General features: G+C 71.8%; 25 protein-coding genes and 1 pseudogene. 8 read left to right on the top strand and 18 right to left on the bottom strand.

Annotation, left to right across the window (positions count from 1 at the left end; all coding sequences use genetic code 11):
* Nucleotides 1–61 precede the first annotated feature (61 nt).
* A complete protein-coding gene (locus tag QI554_RS19560; RefSeq protein ID WP_281471395.1) occupies nucleotides 62–1,186 on the bottom strand; it encodes an acetylxylan esterase family protein in 1,125 nt (374 codons plus the stop codon).
* A gap of 356 nt (nucleotides 1,187–1,542) precedes the next feature.
* On the opposite strand from QI554_RS19560, the gene QI554_RS19565 reads away from it, so the two are divergent.
* Nucleotides 1,543–2,100, top strand: a complete 558-nt coding sequence (locus tag QI554_RS19565; RefSeq protein WP_281471396.1) for an NUDIX domain-containing protein — start codon at nucleotides 1,543–1,545, stop codon at nucleotides 2,098–2,100.
* An 82-nt stretch (nucleotides 2,101–2,182) separates the two neighbouring features.
* Here QI554_RS19565 and QI554_RS19570 read toward each other — a convergent pair whose 3' ends face one another.
* Complete coding sequence (locus QI554_RS19570) at nucleotides 2,183–2,437, bottom strand: hypothetical protein (protein WP_281471397.1); 255 nt, start codon at nucleotides 2,435–2,437, stop codon at nucleotides 2,183–2,185.
* A gap of 37 nt (nucleotides 2,438–2,474) precedes the next feature.
* Between QI554_RS19570 and QI554_RS19575 the strand changes: the two genes are divergently transcribed.
* Together QI554_RS19575 and QI554_RS19580 are read left to right on the top strand one after the other, a co-directional pair.
* The gene (locus tag QI554_RS19575) at nucleotides 2,475–2,804 is read left to right on the top strand and encodes a hypothetical protein (RefSeq protein ID WP_281471398.1); all 330 of its coding nucleotides are present in this window, start codon (nucleotides 2,475–2,477) and stop codon (nucleotides 2,802–2,804) included.
* Nucleotides 2,805–2,852: 48 nt separating this feature from the next.
* Nucleotides 2,853–3,623: an IclR family transcriptional regulator gene (locus QI554_RS19580; protein WP_281471399.1), complete on the top strand. Its 771-nt coding sequence runs from the start codon at nucleotides 2,853–2,855 to the stop codon at nucleotides 3,621–3,623.
* Between the two features lie 6 nt (nucleotides 3,624–3,629).
* Here QI554_RS19580 and QI554_RS19585 read toward each other — a convergent pair whose 3' ends face one another.
* The 13 genes and pseudogenes from QI554_RS19585 to QI554_RS19645 form a co-directional block, all read right to left on the bottom strand.
* Nucleotides 3,630–4,295: a TetR/AcrR family transcriptional regulator gene (locus QI554_RS19585; RefSeq protein ID WP_281471400.1), complete on the bottom strand. Its 666-nt coding sequence runs from the start codon at nucleotides 4,293–4,295 to the stop codon at nucleotides 3,630–3,632.
* 23 nt (nucleotides 4,296–4,318) lie between these two features.
* Nucleotides 4,319–5,629, bottom strand: coding sequence for a cytochrome P450 (locus QI554_RS19590; protein ID WP_281471401.1), 1,311 nt, complete (start codon nucleotides 5,627–5,629; stop codon nucleotides 4,319–4,321).
* A complete protein-coding gene (locus tag QI554_RS19595; protein ID WP_281471402.1) occupies nucleotides 5,626–6,834 on the bottom strand; it encodes an alanine racemase in 1,209 nt (402 codons plus the stop codon). Before QI554_RS19595 ends, QI554_RS19590 begins: the two co-directional genes overlap by 4 nt.
* Entirely contained in the window at nucleotides 6,831–8,105 is a 1,275-nt protein-coding gene (locus QI554_RS19600; RefSeq protein WP_281471403.1) for an MFS transporter, read from the bottom strand. Before QI554_RS19600 ends, QI554_RS19595 begins: the two co-directional genes overlap by 4 nt.
* Entirely contained in the window at nucleotides 8,102–9,703 is a 1,602-nt protein-coding gene (locus QI554_RS19605; RefSeq protein ID WP_281471404.1) for a class I tRNA ligase family protein, read from the bottom strand. The genes QI554_RS19600 and QI554_RS19605 overlap by 4 nt, the downstream gene beginning before the upstream one ends.
* Nucleotides 9,704–9,736: 33 nt before the next feature.
* Complete coding sequence (locus QI554_RS19610) at nucleotides 9,737–11,026, bottom strand: ATP-grasp domain-containing protein (RefSeq protein ID WP_281471405.1); 1,290 nt, start codon at nucleotides 11,024–11,026, stop codon at nucleotides 9,737–9,739.
* A 16-nt stretch (nucleotides 11,027–11,042) separates the two neighbouring features.
* Entirely contained in the window at nucleotides 11,043–12,143 is a 1,101-nt protein-coding gene (locus tag QI554_RS19615) for an FAD-dependent oxidoreductase (protein ID WP_281471406.1), read from the bottom strand.
* Nucleotides 12,140–12,526, bottom strand: a complete 387-nt coding sequence (locus QI554_RS19620) for a cupin domain-containing protein (RefSeq protein ID WP_281471407.1) — start codon at nucleotides 12,524–12,526, stop codon at nucleotides 12,140–12,142. The genes QI554_RS19615 and QI554_RS19620 overlap by 4 nt, the downstream gene beginning before the upstream one ends.
* A gap of 59 nt (nucleotides 12,527–12,585) precedes the next feature.
* Entirely contained in the window at nucleotides 12,586–13,866 is a 1,281-nt protein-coding gene (locus QI554_RS19625) for a lysine N(6)-hydroxylase/L-ornithine N(5)-oxygenase family protein (RefSeq protein ID WP_281471408.1), read from the bottom strand.
* A gap of 12 nt (nucleotides 13,867–13,878) precedes the next feature.
* A complete protein-coding gene (locus tag QI554_RS19630; protein ID WP_281471409.1) occupies nucleotides 13,879–14,541 on the bottom strand; it encodes a GNAT family N-acetyltransferase in 663 nt (220 codons plus the stop codon).
* A gap of 241 nt (nucleotides 14,542–14,782) precedes the next feature.
* Nucleotides 14,783–15,001: pseudogene (locus QI554_RS19635) on the bottom strand (SCO5918 family protein); the annotation flags it as partial.
* A gap of 108 nt (nucleotides 15,002–15,109) precedes the next feature.
* The gene (locus tag QI554_RS19640) at nucleotides 15,110–16,531 is read right to left on the bottom strand and encodes a DEAD/DEAH box helicase (RefSeq protein ID WP_281471411.1); all 1,422 of its coding nucleotides are present in this window, start codon (nucleotides 16,529–16,531) and stop codon (nucleotides 15,110–15,112) included.
* A gap of 150 nt (nucleotides 16,532–16,681) precedes the next feature.
* Complete coding sequence (locus QI554_RS19645; protein WP_281471413.1) at nucleotides 16,682–16,885, bottom strand: cold-shock protein; 204 nt, start codon at nucleotides 16,883–16,885, stop codon at nucleotides 16,682–16,684.
* Between QI554_RS19645 and QI554_RS19650 the strand changes: the two genes are divergently transcribed.
* Complete coding sequence (locus QI554_RS19650) at nucleotides 16,884–17,303, top strand: hypothetical protein (RefSeq protein ID WP_281471414.1); 420 nt, start codon at nucleotides 16,884–16,886, stop codon at nucleotides 17,301–17,303. The two genes, QI554_RS19645 and QI554_RS19650, sit on opposite strands and share 2 nt — an antisense overlap.
* A gap of 25 nt (nucleotides 17,304–17,328) precedes the next feature.
* Nucleotides 17,329–18,975: a hypothetical protein gene (locus QI554_RS19655; protein WP_281471415.1), complete on the top strand. Its 1,647-nt coding sequence runs from the start codon at nucleotides 17,329–17,331 to the stop codon at nucleotides 18,973–18,975.
* An 11-nt stretch (nucleotides 18,976–18,986) separates the two neighbouring features.
* Here QI554_RS19655 and QI554_RS19660 read toward each other — a convergent pair whose 3' ends face one another.
* Complete coding sequence (locus QI554_RS19660) at nucleotides 18,987–19,706, bottom strand: histone deacetylase (RefSeq protein ID WP_425528014.1); 720 nt, start codon at nucleotides 19,704–19,706, stop codon at nucleotides 18,987–18,989.
* A gap of 218 nt (nucleotides 19,707–19,924) precedes the next feature.
* Between QI554_RS19660 and QI554_RS19665 the strand changes: the two genes are divergently transcribed.
* Nucleotides 19,925–21,355: a vanadium-dependent haloperoxidase gene (locus QI554_RS19665; protein ID WP_281471416.1), complete on the top strand. Its 1,431-nt coding sequence runs from the start codon at nucleotides 19,925–19,927 to the stop codon at nucleotides 21,353–21,355.
* Nucleotides 21,356–21,566: 211 nt separating this feature from the next.
* Nucleotides 21,567–23,012: a nitronate monooxygenase gene (locus QI554_RS19670; RefSeq protein ID WP_281471417.1), complete on the top strand. Its 1,446-nt coding sequence runs from the start codon at nucleotides 21,567–21,569 to the stop codon at nucleotides 23,010–23,012.
* Nucleotides 23,013–23,183: 171 nt separating this feature from the next.
* Here QI554_RS19670 and QI554_RS19675 read toward each other — a convergent pair whose 3' ends face one another.
* Nucleotides 23,184–23,621 (bottom strand): DUF4259 domain-containing protein, encoded by a 438-nt coding sequence (locus QI554_RS19675; protein WP_281471418.1) that lies wholly within the window; start codon nucleotides 23,619–23,621, stop codon nucleotides 23,184–23,186.
* 121 nt (nucleotides 23,622–23,742) lie between these two features.
* Between QI554_RS19675 and QI554_RS19680 the strand changes: the two genes are divergently transcribed.
* The gene (locus QI554_RS19680; RefSeq protein WP_281471419.1) at nucleotides 23,743–24,204 is read left to right on the top strand and encodes a nitroreductase family deazaflavin-dependent oxidoreductase; all 462 of its coding nucleotides are present in this window, start codon (nucleotides 23,743–23,745) and stop codon (nucleotides 24,202–24,204) included.
* Between the two features lie 108 nt (nucleotides 24,205–24,312).
* On the opposite strand, the gene QI554_RS19685 is transcribed toward QI554_RS19680, so the two are convergent.
* Nucleotides 24,313–25,245 (bottom strand): GlxA family transcriptional regulator, encoded by a 933-nt coding sequence (locus tag QI554_RS19685; protein WP_281471420.1) that lies wholly within the window; start codon nucleotides 25,243–25,245, stop codon nucleotides 24,313–24,315.
* Between the last annotated feature and the right edge of the window lie 57 nt (nucleotides 25,246–25,302).

A 25,302-nucleotide genomic window follows, 5' to 3' on the forward strand; every position in this document is an offset into this window, starting at 1 on the left:
GCAGCGTCGAAGATCGCGCGCACGCACAGGGCACGGCGGGTTCCGGAGGCCGGGGTTCCGGTCAGCCTCGCTGATCCCCCAGGGCCAGGAACCAGCGGACGATGTCGGCCGTGGCCGCGACGTTCGATCCGAGGTGTCGCGAGCCGTGGTAGTCGACCGGTCCGACGTCGATCGTCTCCGGAGTGCCGCCGTGTCGGCGCATGGCCGTCGCGCAGTGCGCGGTGTTGGTGTTCGCGGCCTGCTCGTCGTTTTGGGCCTCGTACAACCGCACGGGCACGCGCGGGGTCCAGTTCGTGCACACCTGGTCGAGGGGGCGAAGCGCCGCCGTGAACGCCCTGTTCGGGTGGGTGAGGAGTTCGCGCCCGTACGGTGTCAGCAGCTGGTCGAGCGTCGCCGGGAGGCCCTGCATGATCTCGGCGCCGGTGTGGCTGCTGTCGAACAGCGCCTCCACCGTGTCCGCGTACGGGGCGTTGAAGACCTGGCTCGGCGCGTCGTAGATGTGGTGCAGGCGCTGGAACGACACCAGCAGGTACGCCGCGTAGACCACGCTGCTCTTCGGTTCGAGCCGGCCGTCGAGGAGGGCGGGGAGCTCCGCGCCGGAGAAGTCGTACGCACCGCTGACGGGTGCGAGCGCGGCCAGCCGGAAGCCGTGCCCCTGACCGCTCTGGAGCGCGCGCCCGAGGGCCAGTGCGGCCGAGGCGCCCTGCGAGAAGCCCGTGACCATGACGTCCCGATCCAGGCGGTGCCCGGTCGTGGGCGCGAACTCGCGGGCGGCACGCAGCATGTCGAGCGACGCGGTGGTCTCGGACGGGATGTCCATCCACGGGTGCGGGCCGGGTCCCGCGCCCATGCCGAGGTAGTCGGGTGCCACGGCGGCGAACCCGGCGGACGCGTAGGTGACGGCCGGGGCGGGAAGGAAGCCGCGCTGCTGCATCGACGGCGCGTCGCCCTTGTGGGCGCCTGTGCCGTGCGCGAACGACACCACGCGCAGACGACCGTCGAGCCCTCGCGGGACCGCAAGCAGGCCGCTCGCGGTCGTGGGACGGCCGAACGGGTCGACCGTGCGGTACACGAGCCGGTAGGCGTCGACGCCGTAGCGGGCGGTGCCCGCGTCGAACCCGGAGGCGGTGAGCATGCCTGCCGCGGCGGCCGCGTCCGGAAGGCTGAAGATCGGTGTCGCAGACACGAGAGTTCCGCGCCTGGCGTCGGAATCGCCTTGCATACCAGGTGACTTCGCGGGAGATGCAGCCACCGCTGCCGCCGGAGGCACCGCAACGGCAAGGCACGCACACACAACAGCGGCAAGGCCTGGGACACGACGGGATCGACGCATGGAAACATCCTTGATCTCAGAGGGAGTTCATCTGGGCCTCGCGGCCTCGAGGACAACCCTCGCCCGCCTGCAAACCTCGCGCACTGGGCCTGCGTTCCACTCGAGGTGGGTCCAGCCCCACTCCTGCGGCACCGGTTCCGGTCCTGCGTGGGCGACGCGTGAATCGGCTTCGCCGACACACCCACGCCGGATCGGATATGACGGTTGCCATGACGCTCATTCGCGACAGCTTCTGCTCCTACTGCGGCACCGCCTACGTGGCTCCGCTCCGCTATCCGCGCACGTGCGCCGGCTGCAAGACCACGGTGTGGGCCAACCCGATTCCGGTGTCGGTGGTCCTTGTGCCGGTGCGCTCGGGCGGTCGGACCGGGCTCCTGGTGGTGCGGCGTGCCATCGAGCCGGGGAAGGGCAGGCTGGCTCTGGCCGGCGGGTTTCTCGAGGAGCAGGAGACCTGGGCCGAAGGCGGCGTGCGCGAGGTTCGCGAGGAGGCCGGCACGACCGTTGATCCCGCGACGCTGACGGCGTTCTGGTTCACCTCCACCGAGCCGCGGCCGAATCGGGTGCTGCTCTTCAGCGTGGCCGCCCCCATCGACGCCGACGCGCTCGGGACGTTCACGCCGAACGACGAGACGTCGGAGCGCGGTCTGGTGTTCGGACCCGGTGGCCTTGAGGAGGTGTTCGCCTTTCCGTTGCACGCCGAGGCCGCGCGCCGCTTCTTCGCCGAGCGCGACATCACGGGAGACCAGGCTTATGCCGCGTGTCACTGAGTGACCCGTGGGCGTTGTCGGGGTCCGCCTTGCGGTTCAGGCTGGTCGGAGGAGGAGCCGAGGGGGCAACGATGGGCGCGCGTCAGGCGGGCAGGGTGGTTGTGGTGGTGGTGGCGGCGTTGCTGCTGACGGCATCGCGTTGCGGCGACGGGGATGACGGGTCGTCCGCGAAGGGAAGCGGCAACGGGGGTGCGAGCGGGGGAAGTTCGACGGGAGGCGGGAACTCGCCGTCCAAGCCGGTGAAGTCGCCCGGGAGTTCGCCGGATACGTCGCCCGGGAAGTCACCGGGGCCGGTGAATTCGCCGGACGGGTCACCGGAGGACTCGGGCGCGTTCACGGGCACGGTCGTGACGCGGTCTGTGAATCCGCCGTATATGACCGACGGCGCGTATCGCGCCACGTGCTCCGCGCTGGACATCCAGCTGACCTTTCAGGCGCAGGGCGCGTACGGCGCCACCGCCAAATGGAGGGTGCTGGTGCTGGACTACGAGCCCTCGAACACAAGGCCGGTCAAGGAAGGAAACGCCGCGCGCGGCGTGTCGGTCCGGCCGGCCGCAGGTACCTTGGACGTCGGCTCCAGGACCACGATCAACGTGAGCGGGAAGTACACGAGTGTGGTCAGTCCGAGCGACTTCTGGGTCGTCGTGGAGGCACCGGTGAAGTCCGGCAACTTCACGCCGACGCCCTTTCGGTGCGTCAGTTGAGCGTGCGGAGCGGTCCCAACGGACCGACGGGTCTGCGCAAGGAGGCCGATGGACGACCACACGGTCACCGGCCGGGTCGCGGCGGTCATCGACGCGGTCGCCGAACACAACCAGGCCGTCTCCCTCGCCGCGCTCACCCGTCTGACGGGCATCCCCAAGCCGACCGTACGCCGTATAGCCGCCGACCTGGTGGCGCGCGGGCTGCTCGACCGGTGCGAGGACGGCTACCTGCTCGGTGGCCGGCTGCTCGACTGGGGCGCACGTGCCGCCGCGCAGCACGGCCTGCGGCTGGTGGGCACCCCGCACATCCACGATCTGTTCGCGCGGTCGGGCGCGATCGCGTGGGTGTACGCGCTGACCGAGTCGGCCGTGGTCCCGGTCAGCCACGCGTTCGGCGCCCGGCATGCGGCGGTCGTCCGTTCGGTCGGGATGCCGATGTCGCGGGACAGCCCGTTCCTGCCGCAGGTGGCGTCCGGGCGGATCCTGCTCGCCCACGACCGGGAGCTGCTGGCGCGGTTGCGGGAACGGCCGCTCACGGTGCCGACACGGCACAGCGTTTCGTCGTGGGCGCGGCTCGGGCTGGAGATCGACGTCGTCCGCGACACCGGCGTCGCCGTCGAACACGAGCAGGGCGCGCTCGGATACAGCTGCCTGGCCACGGGACTGCACGGCCCGGACGGCGCGCTCATCGGCATGATCGGCGTCACCGGCCTCAGCGGCACGCTCGCCACGCACCGCCTGGCCGGCCCTCTCGTCACCGCCGCGAACGCCATCAGCAGCGCCGTCGCCACGGAGGGACGACCACCGGCAGTCCCCTGAACGGGGTCAGGCCCCCTGCGCACCCGGTGCTTCGGCGAGGATCTCCCGCAGGTACGCGTTGACGATGCGCTTCGCCTGAGCCAACAGCGCGGGGTCGCCGCCCGGCGCGGTGCGGAAGGCGAGTTGGAGCACCGCGTCGGCCGCGTGGACACCCGCGCGGGCGGCGACGGCCACCTCGGGGGTGTCCGGCAGCACCCCCTGGGCCAGCAGGATCCGGCGGACGCCGTCCGCGACGAGGTCGTTGTTGGTGTCGTCCAGGCGCAGCAGCTCCGGGGTCAGTCGGCGGCCCGCGCGGATGGCGAGGTAGCCGGGGTTGTCGCGGTAGAGCTGGACGTAGTTGTCGAAGATGATGTCGATCAGCTCGGGCCACGGGGCCTGGCCCGCGCGGGCGATGAGGTCGTCCATCGCCGTGGCGAAGGACTCCATGTGGTGGCGGGCGACGGCCGCGAGGACGGCGGGCTTGTCCTCGAAGAACTGGTAGAGCGTGCCGCTGGGGACGCCCGCCTCGGCGGCGAGGCGGCGCATGGTGAGGCCTTCCACGCCGTCCTTGCCGAGGATGTCCGTGGCGGCGGCGAAGATCGCCTCCACGCGGGCACGGCTGCGCGCCTGCTGCGGCTTCTTGCGCAGGCCGTCGACCGGGGTCGTTCCGGCGGGCGCGTTGCTCTGCGTCATTGCTCCTGGCCTCCGCCGCGATTCTAGGGCCGCCGTGTTCCCCGGGTCGGCGGCGGTTCCGTCAGCCGGACCGGCAGTTCGGTGTAGCCGCGCAGCGTGAGCCAGTCGCCGCGGGTGGCCGCCCCGCCGGCGCGCAGGCCCGGGAGGAGTTCGGACCACACCCGCAGCGCGACGGACGTCTCCCTGCGGGCCAGCGGCGCGCCGAGGCAGTAGTGCGCGCCGAAGCCGAAGCTCAGCGGCCGGGCCGCGGTGCGCGACGGCAGGAAGACGTCCGGCTCGGCGAAACGGCGGGGGTCGCGGTTCGCCGCGCCGAGCAGCAGCATCGCGTTCGCGCCGGCCGCCAGCGGTACGCCCGCGAGCTCCGTGTCGCGCACGGCCCAGCGCCCGGTGACCTGGATCGGCGAGTCGTGGCGCAGGACTTCGTCGACGTACGCGTCGGCCTCGGCCGGTGTTCCGACGGCGGCGAGTCCTTCGTCGCAGGACAGCAGCCGGGCGAGGCTGTTGCCGAGCAGTCCCGCCGTGGTCTCGAAGCCGGCGACGAACAACAGGGCCAGGTTGGTCAGCAGTTCGCGTTCGCTGAGCCGGTTCTCGTCGTGGTCGCGGACCGCCAGCAGCGCGCTGACGAGGTCGTCCGCGGGGCGGCGCCGTCGTTCGGCGACCAGCTGCGCGAAGTAGTCGAGCAGCCGCGTGGCGGCCCGGTCGGCGGCGCTCAGCTGTTCCGGGGTCAGCAGGGGGTCCATGACCTTGCCGAGGGCGGCGACCTGCGGCCGGAACCAGTCGCGGTCCTGGCGGGGCACGCCGATGAGGTCGGCGATGACGTGGATCGGCAGGGGGTAGGCGAGGTGGGCCATGGCGTCGGCGGTGCCGCCCTCCCCCGTTTCCTCGACGAGGCGTGCGGCCAGGTCGCGGGCGGTGCGTTCGACGTACGTCTCCATCACGGCCAGTCGCCGGGGCGTGAAGGCGTGCGCGACGAGCCGGCGGACCCGTTCGTGGTCGGGCGAGCGTCCCATGAGCATCGAGTCGGCGAACAGGGTGATCGAGGGAAGGCGGGCGATGTCCGGGCGGTGGAGCGCGTTGTAGGCGGCGTCGTGCACCTCCAGGTCCGGGTGGCGCAGTGCCTGTTCGAGTTCCGCGTAGCCGGTCACGATCACGAGGTCGTCCGCGACGGGCAGGACCGGGGCGTGTGCTCGGAGCGCGTGGTAGTAGGGGTAGGGGTCCGCGCGTCCTTCGGGGGTGAACAACGCGGCGAGCGCGGCCGCGGGGTCGATCGCGGCAGCGGGCACGGCCGTGGCCATCAGGGTCTCCAGGTCGGCGTCGGTCGGCGCGGCACTCATTGCAGGACCAGCCCGTCGCCGCGGTAGGTGGGCCATCGGTCGGTGTCGGTGTCGCCGGTGACGACGATGAACTCGTTGATGCGCTCGCACAGTTCGCCGGCCTTGGCGTGCCGGAAGAGCACCAGGTCGCCGATGGCGAGCGTGCGGGCGTCGGACCCCTGCAGCGGGGTCTGCGCCTCGCCCGCCGATTCGTTGACGACGAAGTGCAGGCCGGGCGGGTAGGCGATGGTCGGCAGCCGGTCGGGGCCGGGTACGCCGGAGGCGACCCAGCCGGCGCCGGCGACGGTGACGATGTCGGGCGCGGGGCGGCGGACGACCGGGCAGGCGTAGAACGCGGCCGGGCGCAGCGGCAGGTCGCGGTAGCGGCTGAACAGTCCGGGGGCGTAGATCCCGGAGCCCGCGGCGATCTCGGTGACCTGCGGGTCGGCGGCCGTGTAGGGGATGCTGCCGGTGCCGCCCCCGTTGACGAACTCGGGCTCGAAGACCTGCTTCACCGCGGCGACCGCCGCCACGCGCCGCTCCAGCAGTTCCGCGCGGGAGGCGCGCTGCATCCAGCGCACTCCGTAGGCGCGCGGCGTGTGGCCGCCGTCGTACACGCCGGCCAGCTGCGCCTCGTAGGCCATGACGCCGACCGGCGCGTACCCGGGACGCCGCTGGACGGTGGCGGCGAAGGAGCGGAACTGGTCGGGGCGGAACAGCGGTGAGCGCCGGGCACCGATGTGGAGCGGCCCGGCCTTCCAGCTGGCGTCGAGTTCGAGGCAGACGCGCAGTTCGGGCCGCCGCTCCGGCGGGATCACGGCGTCGGTGAAGTCGAGTTGTTCGGCGGAGTCGAACATCAGCGTGATGTCGGCGCACGCGGCTTCGTCGCGGGCGAGCCGCCGCAGCGCGTCCTGGTCGGTCGAGGGGTAGCCCACGACCAGGTCGCGGTATCCGCGCGCGTGCAGTTCGAGCGCTTCGGAGAGGGTGAGCGTGAGCAGGCCGCGGTAGCCGTCGGTGGCGAGCAGTTCGTCCAGGACCGCGCGGCAGCGGATCGACTTGGTGGCGACGCGGATCGGCTTGCCCTGGGCGCGGCGGGTCAGTTCGCGGGCGTTGGAGCGGACCGCGTCGAGGTCGAGCAGTCCGTACGGCGGCGCGCCCAGCGTGGCGCGTGCCTCGTGGAGGACGTTCTGCAGCACGCGGGGTCTGGCGAGGGGCGAAGGAGTCACCTGGTCTGCTCCGTGGGTCGGGGGCCCTCGGCCGGGGTGGCCTCGGGCGTGCCGGGTAGGGGGAACGGTGCGGCGGTGCGCTGGAGGACGGCGAGTCCGGCGAGCGCGAGGGCGAGCAGCAGGTACACGGCGATCGGGCCGGTCCACGCCAGCGCGACGCCGACCAGGGCGTAGAGCACCAGCACGGCGATGGTGCCGATGCGGGTGAACGCCGCGAACACGCGTCCGTAGTGCTCCAGGGGAACAAGGGCCTGGCAGCGGACTTGATAGAGCGTCAGCGTCTGGAACCCGGCGCCGATCGCGGCATAGGCCGTCGCGGCCGACGCGAAGCCGCCGCTGAGCGCGAACAGCGCCGTGCACCCGGCCAGCGCCGCGAGGCCGAGGTGCGCCGCGCGCTGCACTGCGGCGCTCGTGCCGCGGCCGAGCAGGACGCCGCCCGCCGCCAGGGAGCCGACGGCGAACGCCGCGTCCACGACGGCGAACCGCACCGAGTCCAGTCCCAGCGTTTTGTCGGCGAAGGCGGGCAGGAGCGAGTTGTACGTGCGCAGGAACGCCGAGAGCACGACGACCACGATGAAGGGGCTGCGCAGCCCCCCGGCGGCGCGCAGTTGGGCCAGCGCCGGGCGCGGGCCGGGACCGTCTGTGTCGTCCTCGGTGGCGGCAGCAGTGCCGGCGGTCCCGGCGGTCTTGGGCGCGGTCTTGGTGTCGGCTGGGGCAGTACGCACGCATGCCAGCGCGGCCGCGGACACGGCGTGGCATCCCGCGAGTGCCGCGAACGCGGTCGCCGGTGCCACGTGCGCCGCCGCCAGCCCGCCGAGCCCGACCCCGGACAGCGTGCCCAGTTGCGTCGACATGCTGATCCTGGTCGTGGCCCCGAGCAGCGCGTCGTCGGCGACCAGCGCCCGCAGCAGCGCGGTGCGCGCGGGGGTGGAGAGCTGGTCGCAGGTCCCCATCACGGCGGCGAGGACGACCAGCGCGCCGACGGACGGCCCTCGTACGGCGCTGAGGACGGCGACGGACGCCAGTGCCGCGCCTCTGACCGCGTCGGCGGCGAGGGCGACACGCCGCCGGTCGTAGCGGTCGATGACGGCACCGAGCACGCGCGTGAACAGCAGACCGGGCAGCATTTCCGCGACGAGCAGCCATACCGGGGCGGACGCGATGCCCGAGATCTGGAGGACGATCCAGGAGCACAGCACGTAGCGCGCACCCGCGACGAGGGTGATGGCCAGGTTCGCGGTGACCAGCGGACCCGGGCCGCGCGGCGTCACCGGGCGCCGGGACGCAGGGCCGCCACGGCGGCGTCGTCGGGCACCGGGATACCGGGGAAGGCGTCCGTGTCGACGTCCTTGCGGGTGCCCAGCACGTCGAGGGAGGGGCCGCCGGGCAGGCCCAGGGCCGTCCACAGGTCGGTCGCCCAGGCGGGCGCGAACGGATACAGCAGCCAGCTCATGACGGCCAGCCAGTGGTACGGCGCGTCCTCGGCCAGCCCGGACTCACCGGCCTCCAGCCACCCCATGACCTCGGCGGCGGCCGCACCCAGGTCGCAGTCCTCCAACGACAGCGCGGTCACGGTGGCGCGGACCGCCGCCCCGGCGCTGTCGGCCACACGTCCGCCGAACTCGCCGGGGCGGTCGACCGCCGTGGCCAGCGCGCGGCGCGTCAGCGGTGCCAGGCGCTCCGCGACGACGGCGCGGGAGAACTCGGCGAACGCGTCGACCCGGAAGTCGGCTTCGTGTCCGGGGCGGGTGATCAGCGCGGCGTAGAGCCGGAACAGGTCGGTCGGCAGCCCCGTGTCCAGGTACTGCTGCGCGGTGACCGCGTGGCCCCGGGTGGTGGAGAACTTCGCCCCGTCCAGCAGCATGAACTCGTTGATCAGGTGGTGCCGGTAGGGCTGCCAGTCGAGTTCGGGGTCGGTCAGGCCGGCCAGCAGCATGCAGGGCAGGACCGCGTCGAGTCCCGAGGCGAGGACGGTCGTGGTGCTCGTGTCGCGCGCGAACGGGTCGGGCAGGCCCCGGGATTCGCAGAAGAGGTCCTTGAGGATCCGGTTGGAGGCGTAGGTGCCGACCGCGTAGCTGGTGTGGACGGTGCCGGGCAGCAGTCCGGGGACGTCCTGCCACGGCACTCCCCAGCCGAGCGGGTGGGACAGCGGCACCCAGGGGCCGTTCGCCTTGAGGTAGGCGTCGACCAGCCGCAGGTGGCGGGCGGGGAAGCGGCGGGCGAGGTAGTCGGTGCCGAAGTCGGGCGACAGGTGGAGGTACACGGTGGGGACGCGCACCGGCTCGGTCGGCTCGTCGGCGGCCAGCCGGGGCCTTGTGTCGCGCAGCAGTTCGGGGCCGAACCAGAGGCCGCACGCTTCGCAGCACGTCCCGGCGGCCTCCGCGCCGCAGTCGGGGCAGGTTCCGACCGCGAACGGCCCGACCACGATCCGGCCGCCCGACGTCGAGCGCAGCATGTCGACGGTGCGGACCTCGGTCCGGCCGCGGGCGCGCAGCAGCCGCACCAACTCGTGGCTGTAGAGCGCGTATTTGTCGGCGAGGTCGGGGGCGCCGCTGTCGGCGAAGGTGTCCTGGTGCATGCCGAAGCCGTCCAGGGCGTCCACGGCGAGGGCGTGGTTCGGCGCGGAGACCGCCCGCGGCTCGACGCCCTCGAGGACGGCGCTGAGCAGCACGTAGGACTCGTGGGCGTCGGTCCCGGTGATCTGCGCGACCGACGCGCCGAGGCTTTCCAGGTGCCGGGCCAGGACGTTGCCGTGCAGGAACGGGCCGCCGAGGTGGCCGAGGTGGAGGGGGCCGTTGGGGGTGTGGTAGCCGGCGGAGATCAGGAAGGACTTCCCCGCGGGGTTGGGCAGGTCGTCGGGCAGTCGCATGGTGGCCTTCTGGTGCGTGGCGTCGGCGGGACGTCAGTGGACGGGGAGCGGGGCTTCGGCAGGGGCGTCGGCGGTGGTGGTGATCCGGACCAGGCCGGCGCGCGCGTCGGCGGCCGCGCGGGCCTGCTCGGAGGTGGCGGCGCGGACCACGACGGCGCCGCACCGGTCCATCGAACTGCGCAGTTCCGGGACCGTGTCGCCCGGCGAGCGCGCCAGGTGGGCGTGGAGCAACGCCTCTCCGGCACGGGCCTGTTCCCACCCGGACACCTCGACGACGGTGCCGGCCGGTGCGGTCAGGAAGGCGACGGCGGCGGCGCCGTCGGCGGCCAGGTCCGGGCGGAAGGCCGGATCGGCGAAGGCGTCGAACAGCGCGCCGAAGTACTGGAACCCCGGGTGGGCGGCCTCCACCAGCATGCTGATGTAGTCGCCTCCGGGACGGCAGTGCAGTTCGCCGAGCACGGGGCCGTTCTCGGTGAGCCAGAACTCGGCGTGGAACAGCCCGAAGGTCAGCCCGACGGCCCGGACCGCCCGCTCCACGGCCGTCCGCGCCGCTGCGGCCGTGTCCTCGGGCAGCGGCGCGGGGACGACGTGGCCGAGTTCGACGAACAGCGGCGGCTCGGTCGTGGTCTTCGCCGTGAGGGCGACGACGACCGGTTCCCCGTGCAGGAACAGCCCCTCGGCGCTGTATTCGGGCCCGACGACCAACTCCTCGACGAGGAAAGGCCGGTCGGCCGCGTCGAGCAGGCCGACGGCGGCCACGAGCGCGGCGCGGTCGTCGGCCCGCCGGACCGCGCGGCTGCCGGTTCCGTCGCGCGGCTTGACCACCCAGGGGCCGGCGGTGCCTTCGGTGAACGCGAGCGCGTCGTCGACGTCGCGGCACAGCCGCCATGCCGGCTGCGGCAGTCCGGCCTCCGCCAGGGCGGCCCGGCAGCGGTCTTTGTTCTGCGTGGTCTCGATCGAGGCCGGGCTGTTGTACGGCAGCCCGAGGGCCTCGGCGATCGCGGCCGTGGTCGGCTGCGCGTCGTCGCGCGCGGTGACGACCATGTCGAAGCCGGGGCCCTCATGGTGCTGCCGGGTGGCCCACTCGACGCAGTGCGCGGTGTCGGTGAAGTCCAGGACGTGCAGGGACGCGAACCGGCTCGTGACCTCGGTGGGGGCGAGGTCGACGAACATCTTCTGGTCGGTCATGTGGATCCGGCAGCCGCGCTGCTCGGCCTGGGCCAGGAAGGTACGCAGCAGGCAGCGGCCGGGGTCGCCCAGACCGATGCCGCCGATGACCAGCAGGTTGCGCGGCGCCGAGGGCGCGGCGGAGGGGTGGGCCACGGAAACTCCGGTTCGGTCAGGCGACGGGGGTGGCGGGTGACAGGTCGGCGGCGTCCGGGCGCGGGCGTTCGGCGACGGCGAGGGCCGCCTCGGCGAGCGCCGGGGCCAGTCGCACCCCGCGCCCCGCGCCGCCGTTGAGCCAGCGCAGCGAGCCGGCGGCGGGGCCGGACACGAAGGCGAGCGGGTCTTCCGGGTAGGTGTCCCAGAAGACCTGGCCGCCGACCGCCTGTTCGGCGAGGGTCGGGGCGCGGACGGCCAGCGCGGCGCGGCCCGCGGCCAGGTCGTCCGCGGTGAAGTCCGGGGCCTCGTGGGCTCCGTGCGCGAGCGGCCCCGAACGCCAGTGCGGGTGGAGGAAGCTGACGCGCAGTCCGTCCTCCCCGGGCACGAGCAGGAGGTTGTCGGCGGGGAACGCGACCAGCGGATCGTCCGGTTCGCCCTTGTACGCGGGAACGTGCAGCGACGCGACCCGCTTGACCCGCGTTCGCGGCGGGACCCAGGGCCCTTCCGCAGCGGTGATGTCCGGCGGCTCCCAGGGGCCGACGGCGAGCACCACACGGGGAGTTCGCCAGCATGCGTTGTCGGCCGCCAGCAACTCCCACTGCCCGTCGGCCTCGCGGCAGGCGGTGATGCGTGTGTCGTGCGCGACCGTGACGCCCGCGTCGGCGGGCAGCTCGGCGAGCGTGGCCGTGTCGACCTGCAGGAAGCCGTCGTCTACCGCGAACACTGCGTCGCCGGGGCGCAGTTGGACGCCGGGAGCGCTCGCGCGGAGCCGTTGCACGTCGGACGCGTCGGCGCGCCGGACGGTGCTGGTGGTCTGCTCCTTCAGCATCGGCTCGGCGTGTTCCGGTACGACGACCAGGGCCGAGCGCGGCCGTACGCAGTCGTGCAGTTCCGTGGACCGGTAGATCTCCACGGCGCGGGCGGCCAGTCCTCGGATCGCGGAGTTCTCCCCGGTCGGGGCGACCACGGCCAGGGAGCGGCCGGTGGCACCCGCTCCCGGTGCGGTCTGGTCGAGCAGCGCGACGCGCCAGTCGGGATGCGTCCGGCGGGCGTGCAGGGCGACGGCGACTCCGAGCACTCCCCCGCCGACGACGACGAGGTCGGCCGTGGCGGTCACCACCATATGGAGTAGGCCTCCAGCGTCTCCTCCGCGTCGGCGGTCACCTGGTGCGGGACCTGCGTCGGGATGTAGACGATCTGGCCGCGTTGCACGCGGAGTTCGCGTTCGCCCAGGGTCATGACGCCGGATCCCGCGGCGATCAGCCACAGTTCCTGGACCTCGTGCTGGTCGGGGAAGGACGTCTCGCCGGCGGCGACGCACCACCACGAGGCCTTGACGGGTGCGACCGACTGCCCGTCGGAGGCTTGCGGCAGCAGGTGTTCGACGGCGGACTTGCCTTCGTAGGCCTCGATCAGCAGTTCGCCGGTGAGGATGCCGCCGGTCGCGGCGTCCGGCGGTGGGGCGGTGTCGCCCAGCGGGGTGGTGATGGGGGCGGTCACGGTGGTGGTACCTGCTTTCTGCGGGACGGTCGCGCGGGGCGCCCGCGACCGGGTGCGGGTCAGTGCAGGGCGATGGTGGTGTCGGGCAGCGAGAGGTCGTAGCGCTTGCCGCCGCTGAGGCTGTTGAGGATCACCGCGCTGCGCCACGCGTTCAGCGAGAGGTTCGGGTCGGCGACACCGTGCGTCGGGCGGGCGGCGTTCTGCACGTAGATGCCGCGGTCCGGCGGCCCGTCCCATGCGAGCCGGTAGTCCGGCTGGACGTCGGGGCGGCCGTCGCGGGCGGCGATGCGGTCGGCCAGGGGCTCCAGCAGTGCGGGCATCGTGTCGGTGTATCCGGTGGCCAGGACCACCGCGTCGACCTGCACGGTCGTCGGCTCGTGGTCGGCGTCCGCGGCCGTATCGGTCAGGCGGGCGTGCAGTACGGGGCCGTCCGACGTGAGCGCGGCCAGGCGGTGGCCGGGCAGGACGCGGTGGAGCACCCGGTCGTCCGCGTCGACGAGGTAGTCGAGTTCGTACAGGCGCGCGTAGATCTGTTGGAGCAGGTCCGCGCTGACGCCGTCGCTGGACAGGACCTGTTCGCTCAGCAGTCGGCGCCGCTGATCGGCACCGAGGGCGTTGAAGTGCTGGGCGTAGCTGGGGTTGTACCACTCGTTCGCGAAGGGCGAGTCGTCGAGCGGCAGCAGACCCGACCGGCCGGTCACCCACGTCAGCCCGCTCGGCCGGTCGGGCCGCCGGATCAGGTCCAGCACCACCTCCGCCGCGCTCTGGCCGCCGCCGACGACGAGCACCCGGGCGCGGCGCAGGCGGTCGCGGTGCCGCAGGTACTCCGACGCGTGGAACACGCGTGGGCCGAGCAGCGCGCGGGCCGGCTCAGGGATGTGCGGTGCCCGTCCGACCCCGAGCACCACATTGCGCGCCGGCACGGCGCCCACCCGGGTGCGGACGAGGAAGTCCCCGTCGTCGTTCACCTCTACGGCCTCGACCTCACGGTCAAGTTCGACCTCCGGCCACTGGCTCGCGGCCCATCGGTAGTACTGCGCGAACTCCTGGCGGCTGACCCCGGACCGGTGCGCGACCAGCGCCCGGTGCAGGCGTCCGGTGTCGCGCAGGAACGCGGTGAAGGAGTAGGGGCTGGTCGGGTCGACCATCCGGACCAGGTCCTTGATCGGATCGACCTGCAGGGCCGCCCCGGCGACCATCAGTCCCGGGTGCCACTCCAGCCGGGCGTGCCGTTCCAGGACCCGGAACTCCAGGTCCTCGTGCGGTTTCGCCAGCGCGGCCAGGCTCAGGTTGGCGGGCCCGGCCCCGACGGCGACGAAATCAAGCGCTCGTTCCCCCATGGCGCGGCTCCGTCAGCCCGCGTGGCCGGAGAAGGCCTCGAGGCGCTTCCGGAGGAGGTCACGGACGTCGGGCCACCGCGCGGCGGGCACGGAGTACATGGCGGAGTCGCGCAGGGTGCCGTCGAGCCGCCGCTCGTAGCAGCGCAGGGTGCCCTCGTACTCGGCGCCGATCCCGGCGATCGCCCGCCGGGAGCGGACGTTGCGGACGTCGGTGCGGAACTGCACACGCCCGCAGCCCAGGACCTCGAAGGCGAGGCGCAGCAGGAGCAGCTTCGCCTCGGGGTTGACCACGCCGCCCCACACGTCGGGGCTGTACGCGGTGGCCCCGATCTCCAGGCGGGCGTCGTGGACGGACACGTCCTGGTACGACGACATCCCGAGCACGGTGCCCTCCGGGACGCCGAACCGGGAACTGTTCGCCAGGACGACCCAGAGCCTGCGCGCGGGGTCGGTGTTCATCAGGCGCAGGCCGCCCTCGGCCTCCGCCTCGCTGCGGGGCCGAGGCGCGCCGAAGTGCGTCCAGACCTCGTCGGCGTCGAGCGCGCGGAACAGCCCGGCGGCGTGCTCCTCGGGGACAGCGGCGACCAGTCGGACGTGCTCTCCGACAAGTTCCGAACCGGGCGGCACAGGCCAGGTCATCGGCCCCCACGGGGCCTGGTCGGGTGCGATGGTCATACGGGATTCCTTCGCTGGTCAGCGGGGCCGTTCCAGCGGCGCGAAAAACATGAACATGCGTCGCGTTCACTTTCTTAGCCGACGCGCGAAGGCACGTCAACGCCTCAGCGGTTGTTGGCCTTTGGCGCCGCGGCGCCCGCACGCGCCGCAGGAATCACCAGATGTCCGTTATGCCGCAGGCCCGGACCGTGAACGGTCCGGGCCTGCGTCGTAGCGGTGTGGCGGGAGGGTCGGTTCAGGACGTGAACCCGAGGCGGCTGAGGGCCTGGGTCAGTTCCCGCGAGGAGAAGTCGCGGCGGCTCTGGCCGGTGATGACCTCGCCGACCTGCATCACCGGAAATGTGGTTTGCCCGATGACCACTGCGGCGCCGGTGACGGGCTCAGGCTCCACGCCCTTCATCAGCCTTTCCACCTCGTTCTTGTCGAAGTCGAAGGCGACGCCGGCGATAACTACACGCATGGTGCTCCAAGGTTGCGTTGGGGTCGGGCGGAAGTCCGCCCGCTCGGGGGTGAGTTCGATGTGCGTGAGGCGAAGCGCCTGACACGCGGTCCTCGTGCGCCGATGCGGCTACGCGGCGCCGCGACGCGGTGCGACGCGAGCGCGGCCTCGCGGCTGCTGCCCTTCCGACGCGGCGGGGCGCCGTGAACGTGTGGTGCCGCCGCGTCGACGGGGTTTCGGCGCACCGCCGCGTTCCGAAGCCTCGGCAGGCGCCGGGGCGATCGTCACCGGTACGCCGGGGGGCGCCTGAGCTCCCGTGAGGCGCCGGAGTTCGGCGCCGCCGGAACGGACCTGAGTGGTTCGGGCGGTGACGCCCGCGGCGGTCATCAGGCGGTTCATGTCGCGGCGCTGGTCGGGCAGCACCAGGGTGACGACCATGCCGGAAGCCCCGGCCCGGGCCGTACGGCCGCCCCGGTGGAGGTAGTCCTTGGCGTCGGCGGGCGGGTCCACGTTCACCACGAGGTCGAGGTCGTCCACGTGGATCCCGCGTGCCGCCACATTGGTGGCCACGAGCACGCTGACGCGGCCGGACTTGAAGTGCGCGAGCGTGCGGGTCCGCTGCGGCTGGGACTTGCCGCCGTGCAACGCGGCGGCGGGCACGCCGCTCTTGAGCAGGTGCCGGGTGAGGCGGTCGACGGCGTGCTTGGTGTCCAGGAACATGATCACCCGGCCGTCGCGCGCCGCGATTTCGGTGGCTGTCGCGTGCTTGTCCGTGCCGTTCACATAGAACATGTGGTGTTCCATGGTGGTGACCGCGCCCGCCGGAGGATCCACCGAGTGAACGACCGGATCGTGCAGGTAGCCGCGGACAAGGCGGTCCACGTTGCGGTCGAGGGTCGCCGAGAACAACATGCGCTGTCCGTCCGGGCGCACCTTGTCGAGCAGTTCGGTGACCTGCGGCAGGAAGCCCATGTCGGTCATCTGGTCGGCCTCGTCGAGCACGGTGATGCCGACCTGGTCCAGCCGGCAGTCGCCGCGCGCTATCAGGTCCTTCAGCCGCCCGGGGGTGGCCACCACGACCTCCGCGCCGTCACGGAGCGCGTTGGCCTGACCGCGGAGGGAGAGGCCGCCGACGACGGTGGCCGTGCGCAGACGCAGCGCCTGGGCGTACGGGGCCAGGGCGTCGGTGACCTGCTGAGCCAGCTCGCGGGTCGGAACGAGAATCATGGCCAGGGGCCGACGGGGTTCGGCCCGGCGCCCGGCCGTTCGGGCGAGCACCGCCAGGCCGAACGCCAAGGTCTTGCCCGATCCGGTACGGCCGCGGCCGAGCACGTCACGCCCGGCCAGCGCGTTGGGCAGCGTCGCGGCCTGGATCGGAAACGGCACGGTCACCCCCTGGGCGCCGAGCGCCGCGAGCAGCGCCGGCGGCATGTCCAGATCGGCGAAAGCCGTCGCGGCGGGCAGCGGCGGGGCCGTCGGGACGGGTGCGGTGAACTCAGCCGTGCCGCGCGTACGCGGCGGCCGGCTGTTCGCCCTGCCTCGTCGGTTCACGGAGTACCTCCCTCGAAGCGGCGCGCATCGAGGGATTGCCGGGCGTATGGACGCCGCCGGGAATCACGGGCACGAGCCGGGAACGGAAAACGCAACGAGCTGGGTCCCGCGCCGGAGGCGCGGGACCCAGCTGCGCGGACGCTTCGGCCGTCAGGCAGGAACGATGTTCTCCGCCTGCGGGCCCTTCTGGCCCTGGGTCACGTCGAAGCTGACCTTCTGGCCTTCCTGCAGCTCACGGAAGCCCTGGGCGGCGATGTTCGAGTAGTGGGCGAAAACGTCGGGGCCGCCGCCGTCCTGCTCGATGAAGCCGAAGCCCTTTTCCGAGTTGAACCACTTCACGGTGCCGGTAGCCATGCCGCTCTCCTTCGGGGTGCTGCTGGGGCTCGCACTGCGCGGCCCGCTCATCGCTGTGATGATCACCCCGTCCCGAAAAATCCGGGAATACGCATATTTCTGCGGAAAAACACCGGCGGGAAATACGTTTTTGGGAACCACTACTGCAACTGATTTGAGCCTAGCACGCGCCGACCAGGCGGCCAGGGCGCCGAAGCGCGCGTCGCACGACCTCGGAATTTCGATCGGTATCACGATATGCCCGCAGGTGCGCCGCTCGGCGGAGGCGTGGTGGAAGCGTGGCGGAAGCCGCCGTTTCGGGGGTGCCCTGCCGCAACGCGACGGCGCTCATCCGTTCGAGCGGCGCCCGACCGGGACGGGCGCATCTTCCTTACGAGAAGCGGAAGTTCCGCTGCCGTGGTGCGGCGGGCGGACCTAGCCTGGGGTTCCGAGGGGGGATTGTCATGACACCAGAACAACTTGCCGCGCTGGAGCGGATCATCCAGCTGCTCTCGCGGCTCGTCGTGGACCTGAATGTGGTGGCCGAGGGGATGGCGTCACCGGGCGCGGTGCCGGAGGCGCGCGGGCGCTATGCGGAGTTGGATGCGGCGCTGACCACGCTGGTCAGCAGCGTCGAGGCGAGCACCGACGACGGTATCGAGTGCGCGGTGCTCAAGGCCGTCCGGCGCATGCTCGCCGAAGGCGTCGGATCACGGCTGACGCCGTCGAGCGGACAGGCGCCTGCCGCCCCCGCGTGGCACGCGATGGAGATGGCGTGCCGTCTGGAGGAGAAGTCGCTGCGGCGGCTCTTCGACGTGGGCGGGAAGCCGGTGCTCCCGGCGGCGGAACAGGTCGGGCCGGCGAAGGGCATGATGCACCGCACGTGCCTGGTCGCCGGGAACACCGTGCAGGTCGAGGACCGCAAGCCGGTGGAACTGTGCGAGTTCAGCATGTCTCTGCTCGCGCTGCGCGAACGCGGGGTCAAGCGCGTGTTCTTCGACAACGCGGCCACGGTGCCCGCGATCGAGCTGAAGTGGCTGTGCAACGTGGCCGCCGAGCTCTTCGACGCGAACTACCGCCAGTTCGGGCGCGTGCTCAACGCCCCGGTCGCGATCCCCGACGCCGGCAAGACGCTGTTCACGCACTTCACGTTCCATGTCTCGTGCACCCTGCGGATCCGGTGGGAGGAGTACCAGATCCGCCCCACGGCCACGTTCGGCGAGACCGTCGAGCAGCTGAAGGCACGCCTGATCCAGACCTTCAAACTGGCCGGCGTCCGCGAGGACGGCCGTGTGTGGAAGGCGGACGAGCTCGTCCAGCTGTTCAACGCGCTGACCAAGATCCCGGTCGCGGACCAGAAGGTCCTGCGGGGATGCACCGTCATCCGCAAGCCGACGCCCACGGCGGAGCAGAAGAAGGCCGCGCTCGCCCAGGCCAAGGCGACCGCGACGACCAAGGTCGGCGCGCCGGTGGAGGAACCGGAGGACGAAGGGGACGAGTCCGCGCACTACAACGTGTACTCGCACTCGATCGCCATGCTCGACGGGTGCTTCCCCAGCGAGGACTTCGGTTTCGTCGGCGTCGGCGCGGCGCTCGCCCCGTACTCTCACTGGGTCATCATCCACGAGGTCGGCCACGCCGTGGAACTGCGGGATTGGAAGCTGGAGTACGACAAACTCGGCCCCGCGGCCCTCGAGGCCGAACTGGACGACGTGCAGGCACGGAAGAAGGCCGCGAACGCCTGGCTTGCCGGCCCCGGCCAGAGTGCCCCGATCCCGGAGTACCGGACCAAGAGCCAGGAATCCATCGAACTCGGCAAGAAGGAAAGCGAGTTGCTCGGCAAGATCGGCGACTGCCACATCGCCCAGGCGAAGATGGGCTCGTCGCGGCGCGCCAACACCTCGTCGTCGGCCTGCCTCAGGCTCTTCACCACGAAGGTGAAGGCGCTGCACGTCGACCCGTTCACGCCGTACGCGTACGACAAGTGGGCCACGAAGCCCGGCGAGTTCTTCGCCGAGGCCTACACGATGTACCTCAACGAGCCGCACATCCTGGCCTACATCTCGGCCGACCTCTTCGCATGGTTCGAGGAGGGCAGGTACCGGGTCTGAGAGTTGGCAGATCAGCGTAAGCGCCTGCTGACCTCACCTCGTCGTCCGGCGCCGAGGACCCGCATGACGCCCTCGGGTGTCCAGGTGCCCTCGGCGCCTGGACACCCCGCGAGATACTCCGCGGCCCGCGCGTGGGACCACCGGTGCGCCTCGACGAGTCCGGACGCGAAGTGCCGGAGGTACGCGGCGACGGGCGCGTTCAAGGCGACCTGCGAGCTGCGCCACGGCGCCGTGAACGTCAGGACCGGGTAGCCGTCCAACCACCCCGGGCAGACCAGCGTTTCGTAGCGCCCCGGCCCCAACGCGGCCGTGCCGTCGCGGATGACGGCCCGCAGGTCGAGGTCCGCGTCCGGGGGCCGGTACATCTCCTGTGCGGCGAGATCCGAGAACTGCCCGGCCGTGACGAGGTACGCGTGTGCGGGCGTCTCGCCTTCGGCGTGCGGGTCGTAGAACCCGAGGCCGCCTGTCCAGGCCGTCGACTCCGACGCGAAGTAGAGCCGGCCTCGGAGCGTGACCGGCCGGGTCCGACTCGGCGGCGCGGCGTCCCGGCAGCCGGGGTAGGTGCGGGCGCCGTGGGGAGGGCGACCGCCGCTGAGGTAGAAGGCCAGCCGACGGGCGTCCATGTTGGAGCCGTACGAGGCGTACCAGACCCGTTTCGGGGCCGGTTCCCGGCCGCCGGTGGCGCACACACGTTCGATGCACGTCGGTCCGAGGTCATCACCGTGGGGCACGAGTCCTCCCGGGGGACGTTTCGCCTCCTTCCAGAATCGCACTCAAGTGCGCCCACCCGACCACTACCGGCCACATCATCGCCGTGTCGCTTTTCTCCAATACCGCGCCGCGCACCCGCCGGATGGTTGTGCGTGTCGGTGAGCGCGGCGGCCAAGCGGTGAGCACCGTGGGCGCGTGCGGGCCGATCCTTCCCGAACTCCGCACGGAGAGGCCGTCCATGTCCGTCACACGGGGGAACTCCGCCGAACAGGCGCGAACCTGCTTCCGGCTCCGCAAGCGCGCCGTGGCCCTGGCCGCGACGATGGTGACCGCGCTCGGTTCGCTGGCGCTGGCTCCACAGGCCGCGTCGGCCGCACCGCCGAACTACACCGGCGACCCCACGCAGTACTGGAACTCGGTCCTGTTGGAGATGTTCCGCCGCAGCACCGGCGCGACGGGCTCGCCCGGCATGCTGGCACGCTCGGCGGCGATGATGAACGCGGCGGTCTTCGACGCGGAGAGCGCGTACCAGAACACCTTCGGCGTCCTGAAGTACAAGCCCTACATCGACGCGCCCAAGTACTGGAACCTGGGCCAGGGCGCGGACGAGGAGGAGCGCGTCATCGGCCGCACGGCGTACAACATCCTGCACGACCTGTACCCCGGCCAGACCGCCTACCTGGACCAGAAGTTCCTCGACCGGTTCGGGACGCCGTCCACGCAGTACGACGTCATCGACACCCAGATCGTCGGCAAGATCGTCACCGACATGCGGCAGAACCGGGCCGGCGACGGCTACGACAACCCCGCCGTCTACACCCTCGACAACCAGCCCGGCGCGTGGCGCCCCACCGGCAACGGCTGCGCCACGGCGGCCGACGCGGTCACGCCGAACTGGGGCCTGGTCAAACCGTTCGCGATGACGTCGGGATCGCAGTTCCGCCCCAACACGCCGGCGACGTACGGCACTTACAGCGCGCTGCTGGCCAGCCCGGCGTACGCCGCCCAGGTCGACAAGGTGCGGCGCCTCGGCGGGGCGTCCTCCACCGAACGCACCAGCGCGCAGACGGCGTTGGCCTGGTTCTGGGCCAACGACCTGGGGCCGGACGCCGCTTCGGGCGCCAACGGCACGTACAAGCCGCCCGGCCAACTCCTCAAGGCAACGATGAACATCGCGGCGGCACGCGGCCTGAGCAAGTACGAGAACACGCGGCTCTTCGCCCTCGTCTCCCTCGCGATGGCCGACGCCGCGATCGGCGAGTGGGACGTGAAGTACCAGACACCGATCGACCTGTGGCGCCCGCAGTCCGCCATCGTCGACGGCGGCGTCGACACCGCCTGGCAGCCCCTGTCGGCCGACCGCGCGGGCACCCACTTCAGCCCGTGCTTCCCGGCCTGGGCCTCCGGCCACGCGGCCTTCGGCGGCGCGTGGGCGGGGATCATGAAGCTGTATTTCAAGACCGACAGCCTCACCTACACCGTCGACACGGAAGACCCCCACTCCCCCGTCCACACGATGACGTACACGAGCTTCAGCCAGGCCGCCCGCGACGACGCCGACAGCCGCATCTGGCTCGGCGTGCACTACCAGTGGGACGCCGACGACGGCCTCAAACTCGGCGACGACATCGCCAAGTACGTCTTCGCGAACAAACTCACCGCCAGCTGAGCCCTGTTGCGCCGCGCGCCGCCGCGCCGCCCCGCTGTCACCGGCGGACGGCGCGGTCGGCGCGGTGGCGCTGGGCGGCGGCGCGACGGCGAACGTCCCGCCGACGCCGGTCGTGCCCCTCGCGTACAGCCCTCCGCACGTGGTTACGGTTCCGTAAGTTACGGTACCGTAGGTTTCTGTTTCGGGGGCTCGACGACGCGCATGAGGAGCTATGGACACTGGTCTGCGTGCCGCGGAACTCCCGTGGCTGATCCAGGGCGGCATGGGAGTCGGGGTGTCCGGCTGGCGACTCGCGAGGGCCGTCGCGCGCGGCGGCCAACTCGGCGTCGTCTCGGGGACGGCGTTGGACACGCTGCTCATCCGAGGCCTGCAAAGCGGCGATCCGGGCGGGCATCTGCGGCGGGCGCTGGACGCCTTCCCCGTGCGCGAGACCGCGGAGACGATCCGCCGCCGCTACTTCGTCGAGGGCGGCATCGGCGCCACCGAGCGCTTCGCCCCGACGCCGCGACTCACCGCGGACGAAGGGTGCCCGGCACAGCTGCTGACCGTGGTCGGCAACTTCTGCGAGGTCTGGCTGGCCAAGCAGGGCCACGCCGGACCGGTCGGCGTGAACTACCTCGAGAAGATCCAACTGGCAACCATGCCAGCGATGTTCGGGGCGATGCTCGCCGGAGTGGACTACGTCCTCGTCGGCGCCGGCGTCCCGGCACAGATCCCACGGGCCGCCACGCTGCTCAGCGAACTCCGGCCGGTGGCAACGTCCGTCGACGTCGAGGGCGACGAACGTCCGGCGTTCCTGCGCTTCGACCCGGCGTCGGTGCTGCGCGGCGCGCCCGTCCCCGCCCCGCGCCGCCCCCGGGTCCTGGCCATCGTCTCCCTGCCGGTGCTCGCCGCCTACTTGTGCCGCGACCCGGAAACCAGGCCGGACGGATTCGTCGTCGAAGGCCCCCGCGCCGGCGGCCACAGCGCCCCACCTCGGGGTGCCCTGCGCCTGGACGAGCACGGCAACCCGGTCTACGGCCCGCGCGACATCGCGGACTTCGCCAAGATGACGGCCCTGGGCCTGCCCTTCTGGATCGCGGGCGGACGGTGCGGGCCCACACAGCTCGCCCAGGCCCGGGCGGTCGGCGCCGCGGGAGTTCAGGTCGGCAGCGCGTTCGCGTTGTGCCGCGAATCGGGCCTCGATCCCCGCCTGCGCGGCGAGCTGATCCACCGCGGGCTGAACCGCTCGCTGACCGTCCGCAACGACCCAGCGGCTTCCCCGACCTCGTTCCCGTTCAAGGTCGCGGACCTGCCGGGAACCTTGGCTGATCCGACAGTCCGCAACGCCCGCCACCGCGTCTGCGACCTCGGCTATCTCCGCACCGCCTACCGCAAGGAACGCGGCGACATCGGCTACCGCTGCCCCGCCGAACCGACCGCGGCCTACATCCGCAAAGGCGGCACGGCAGAACAGGCCGAGGGCCGCCAATGCCTGTGCAACGGCCTCCTCGCCGCAATCGGCCTGGGCCAACGCCGCGGCGGCGACAGGGTGGAACCCCCGATCCTCACCCTGGGCCAGAACCTCGACTTCCTCCACGAACTCGCCTCGCACGGAGGCACATACCCGGCGGACACCGTGGTGCGGTGGCTGTCCACCGGGCTCGTGGACGCCTGAACGCCCAGGGCATCACCCGGACATCGATAGATGCGGCCTCGGCCCACCCGACGCGGCGGCTACCCTCCAGGAACGCGCCACCAAGTGCTCCGAGTTCGACGGCTCGACGGCAGCTACCTGTGGCCCGGCGTGCTCGGCCACAGCGCAGACTCTTTGGACCCGGACCGGGCGTCACATCGGTAGGTCGAAGAGCGGGACGTCCATCGACGGCGGCGGTGGGACCAGCACGTTGCTGACATCCCGGAGTCCGGCGAGCCATGTTCGCGCGTCGGCTTCGGTGACCCAGTTCGCGACAAGGCCGGTTTCGTCGTTGGCGATGCGTTCGAGGGCTTCGACGGCCAGCGCGCGAAGCTCGACAGCGAACGTAGGCATGGGTTCGTGGGGGCCGTGGATCGGATCAACGGGCTGTCCGCCCGGGCATTGCGCGGCGATGAGCGCGGCCGCGGCGACGGCCTGTTCTGCTTCGATAAGCCAGCCGTCGGCCGCGATGGTACGCATGAGGACGCCCCGGACGATCGACTCGCGTTCCTCCAGCCGGGCTTCGTCCAGCGTGATGGAAAAGTCCGCGGCCGTGTCGTTGCCGAACGGCCCGGTGTCCCAAGTACCCACGTCTTCTCCTCGGATCGCCCTCGGCAGTGATCTTTGCAGGACCCGCGGACACATGGTCACTGTGCGAGTGAGCTGTGTGAAACTGCGCAGCACAATCCGTACGCGACGAGAGGTGGACAGGATGCCGCTTGAGGGCGAGTACGAGCCGAGTCCGGCGCAGTGGGTGCGCGAGCAGGTTGAGCTGTACGAGAGTTCGGGCGGCACGCAGGGGACGACGCTTTGGGACACAGGCCTGCCTGTCGTCATCCTCACGACGCGCGGCGTGAAGAGCGGCAAGATCCGCAAAGTCCCGCTGATGCGCGTGGAGCACGAGGGGCGGTACGCGGCCGTGGCTTCGAAGGGCGGCTTCCCGCGGCACCCGGTCTGGTACTTCAATGTCACGGCCGACCCGCACGTGGAGCTCCAGGACGGGGCCGTACGCCAGGGCATGACGGCCCGTGAGGTCAACGGGGACGAGAAGGCCGAGTGGTGGGAACGCGCGGTCATCGCCTATCCGCCGTACGCCGAATACCAGGAGAAGACCGACCGCGTGATCCCCGTCTTCGTGCTGGAGCCCCTGGCTGTGACGCACCCCGGTCGCTGAACGGCGAGTACGGCCGCAGGCCTCCGATGGCATGCACGATCCCTAGCCCTGGCTTTGTGGTGCGAACGTCGCCTAACGCGTCGAGCCCGTCTCCACGGACGGCCGGGGTCACTTTCCGAAGGTGCGCCGGTAGGCGGTGGGGGTGGTGTCCAGTGCGCGCCGGAAGTGCAGTCGGAGGTTGGCGGCTGTGCCTAGTCCGCAGTCACGTGCCACGCGGTCCATGGGGTAGTCGGTGGTCTCCAGTAGCTCTCGTGCCCGGCTGAGCCGGGCGTCGAGGAGCCACTGCAACGGGGTCGTGCCGGTCTCCTCGGTGAACCGGCGCATCAGGGTGCGCTGTGAGAGTCCTGCGTGCCGGGCGAGTTGGCGTAGGGTGACCTGCTCGCCGAGGCGGTGCAGAGCCCATTCGCGGGTGTCGGACAGCGACGCGTCGCCGGCTACCGGGACGGGGGCGGGCACGTACTGGGCCTGTCCGCCTTCGCGGTGCGGGGCGGCGACCAGGGTTCGGGCGATGCGGTTGGCCGCGACCGCGCCGAGGTCGCGGCGCACGATGTGCAGACACAGGTCGATGCCGCAGCACACTCCGGCCGAGGTGAGGACGTCTCCCTGGTCGACGTAGAGCACGTCGCGATCCACCGACACGGCGGGGAACTCGCGTTCGAGCTCGTCGACGTACTGCCAGTGGGTGGTGGCGCGCAGGCCGTCCAGGACACCTGCGGCTGCCAGCGCGAACGCTCCGGTGCAGATCGACACCATCCGTTTGCCCTGTTCGTGCGCCTCGGCCAGTGCGGCGAGCACGGCTTCCGGATGCCCACGGGGCGGCTCCGACCCCGGCACGATCACGGTGTCGGCGGCCCGCACCTGCTCCATGCCTCCGTCGGCGACCACCCCGAAGCCCCCGGTGGTGTGCACCTGCGCGTCGAAGGTGCACACGGTCGTCTCGTACGGGGTCTCCGGTCGAGCGGAGAAGATCTGCGCCGGAATCGCCAGATCAAGCGGCAGGACCCCGTCCAGCGCCAGGATCGCGATCCGATGAGCCGTCATGGCAATATCCTTTCGATGTCAGGCGATATTGCCTATCACGAGGTCAGTGCGGTCGTC

This window comes from Yinghuangia seranimata (genome assembly GCF_029953285.1).
Classification (GTDB): domain Bacteria; phylum Actinomycetota; class Actinomycetes; order Streptomycetales; family Streptomycetaceae; genus Yinghuangia; species Yinghuangia seranimata.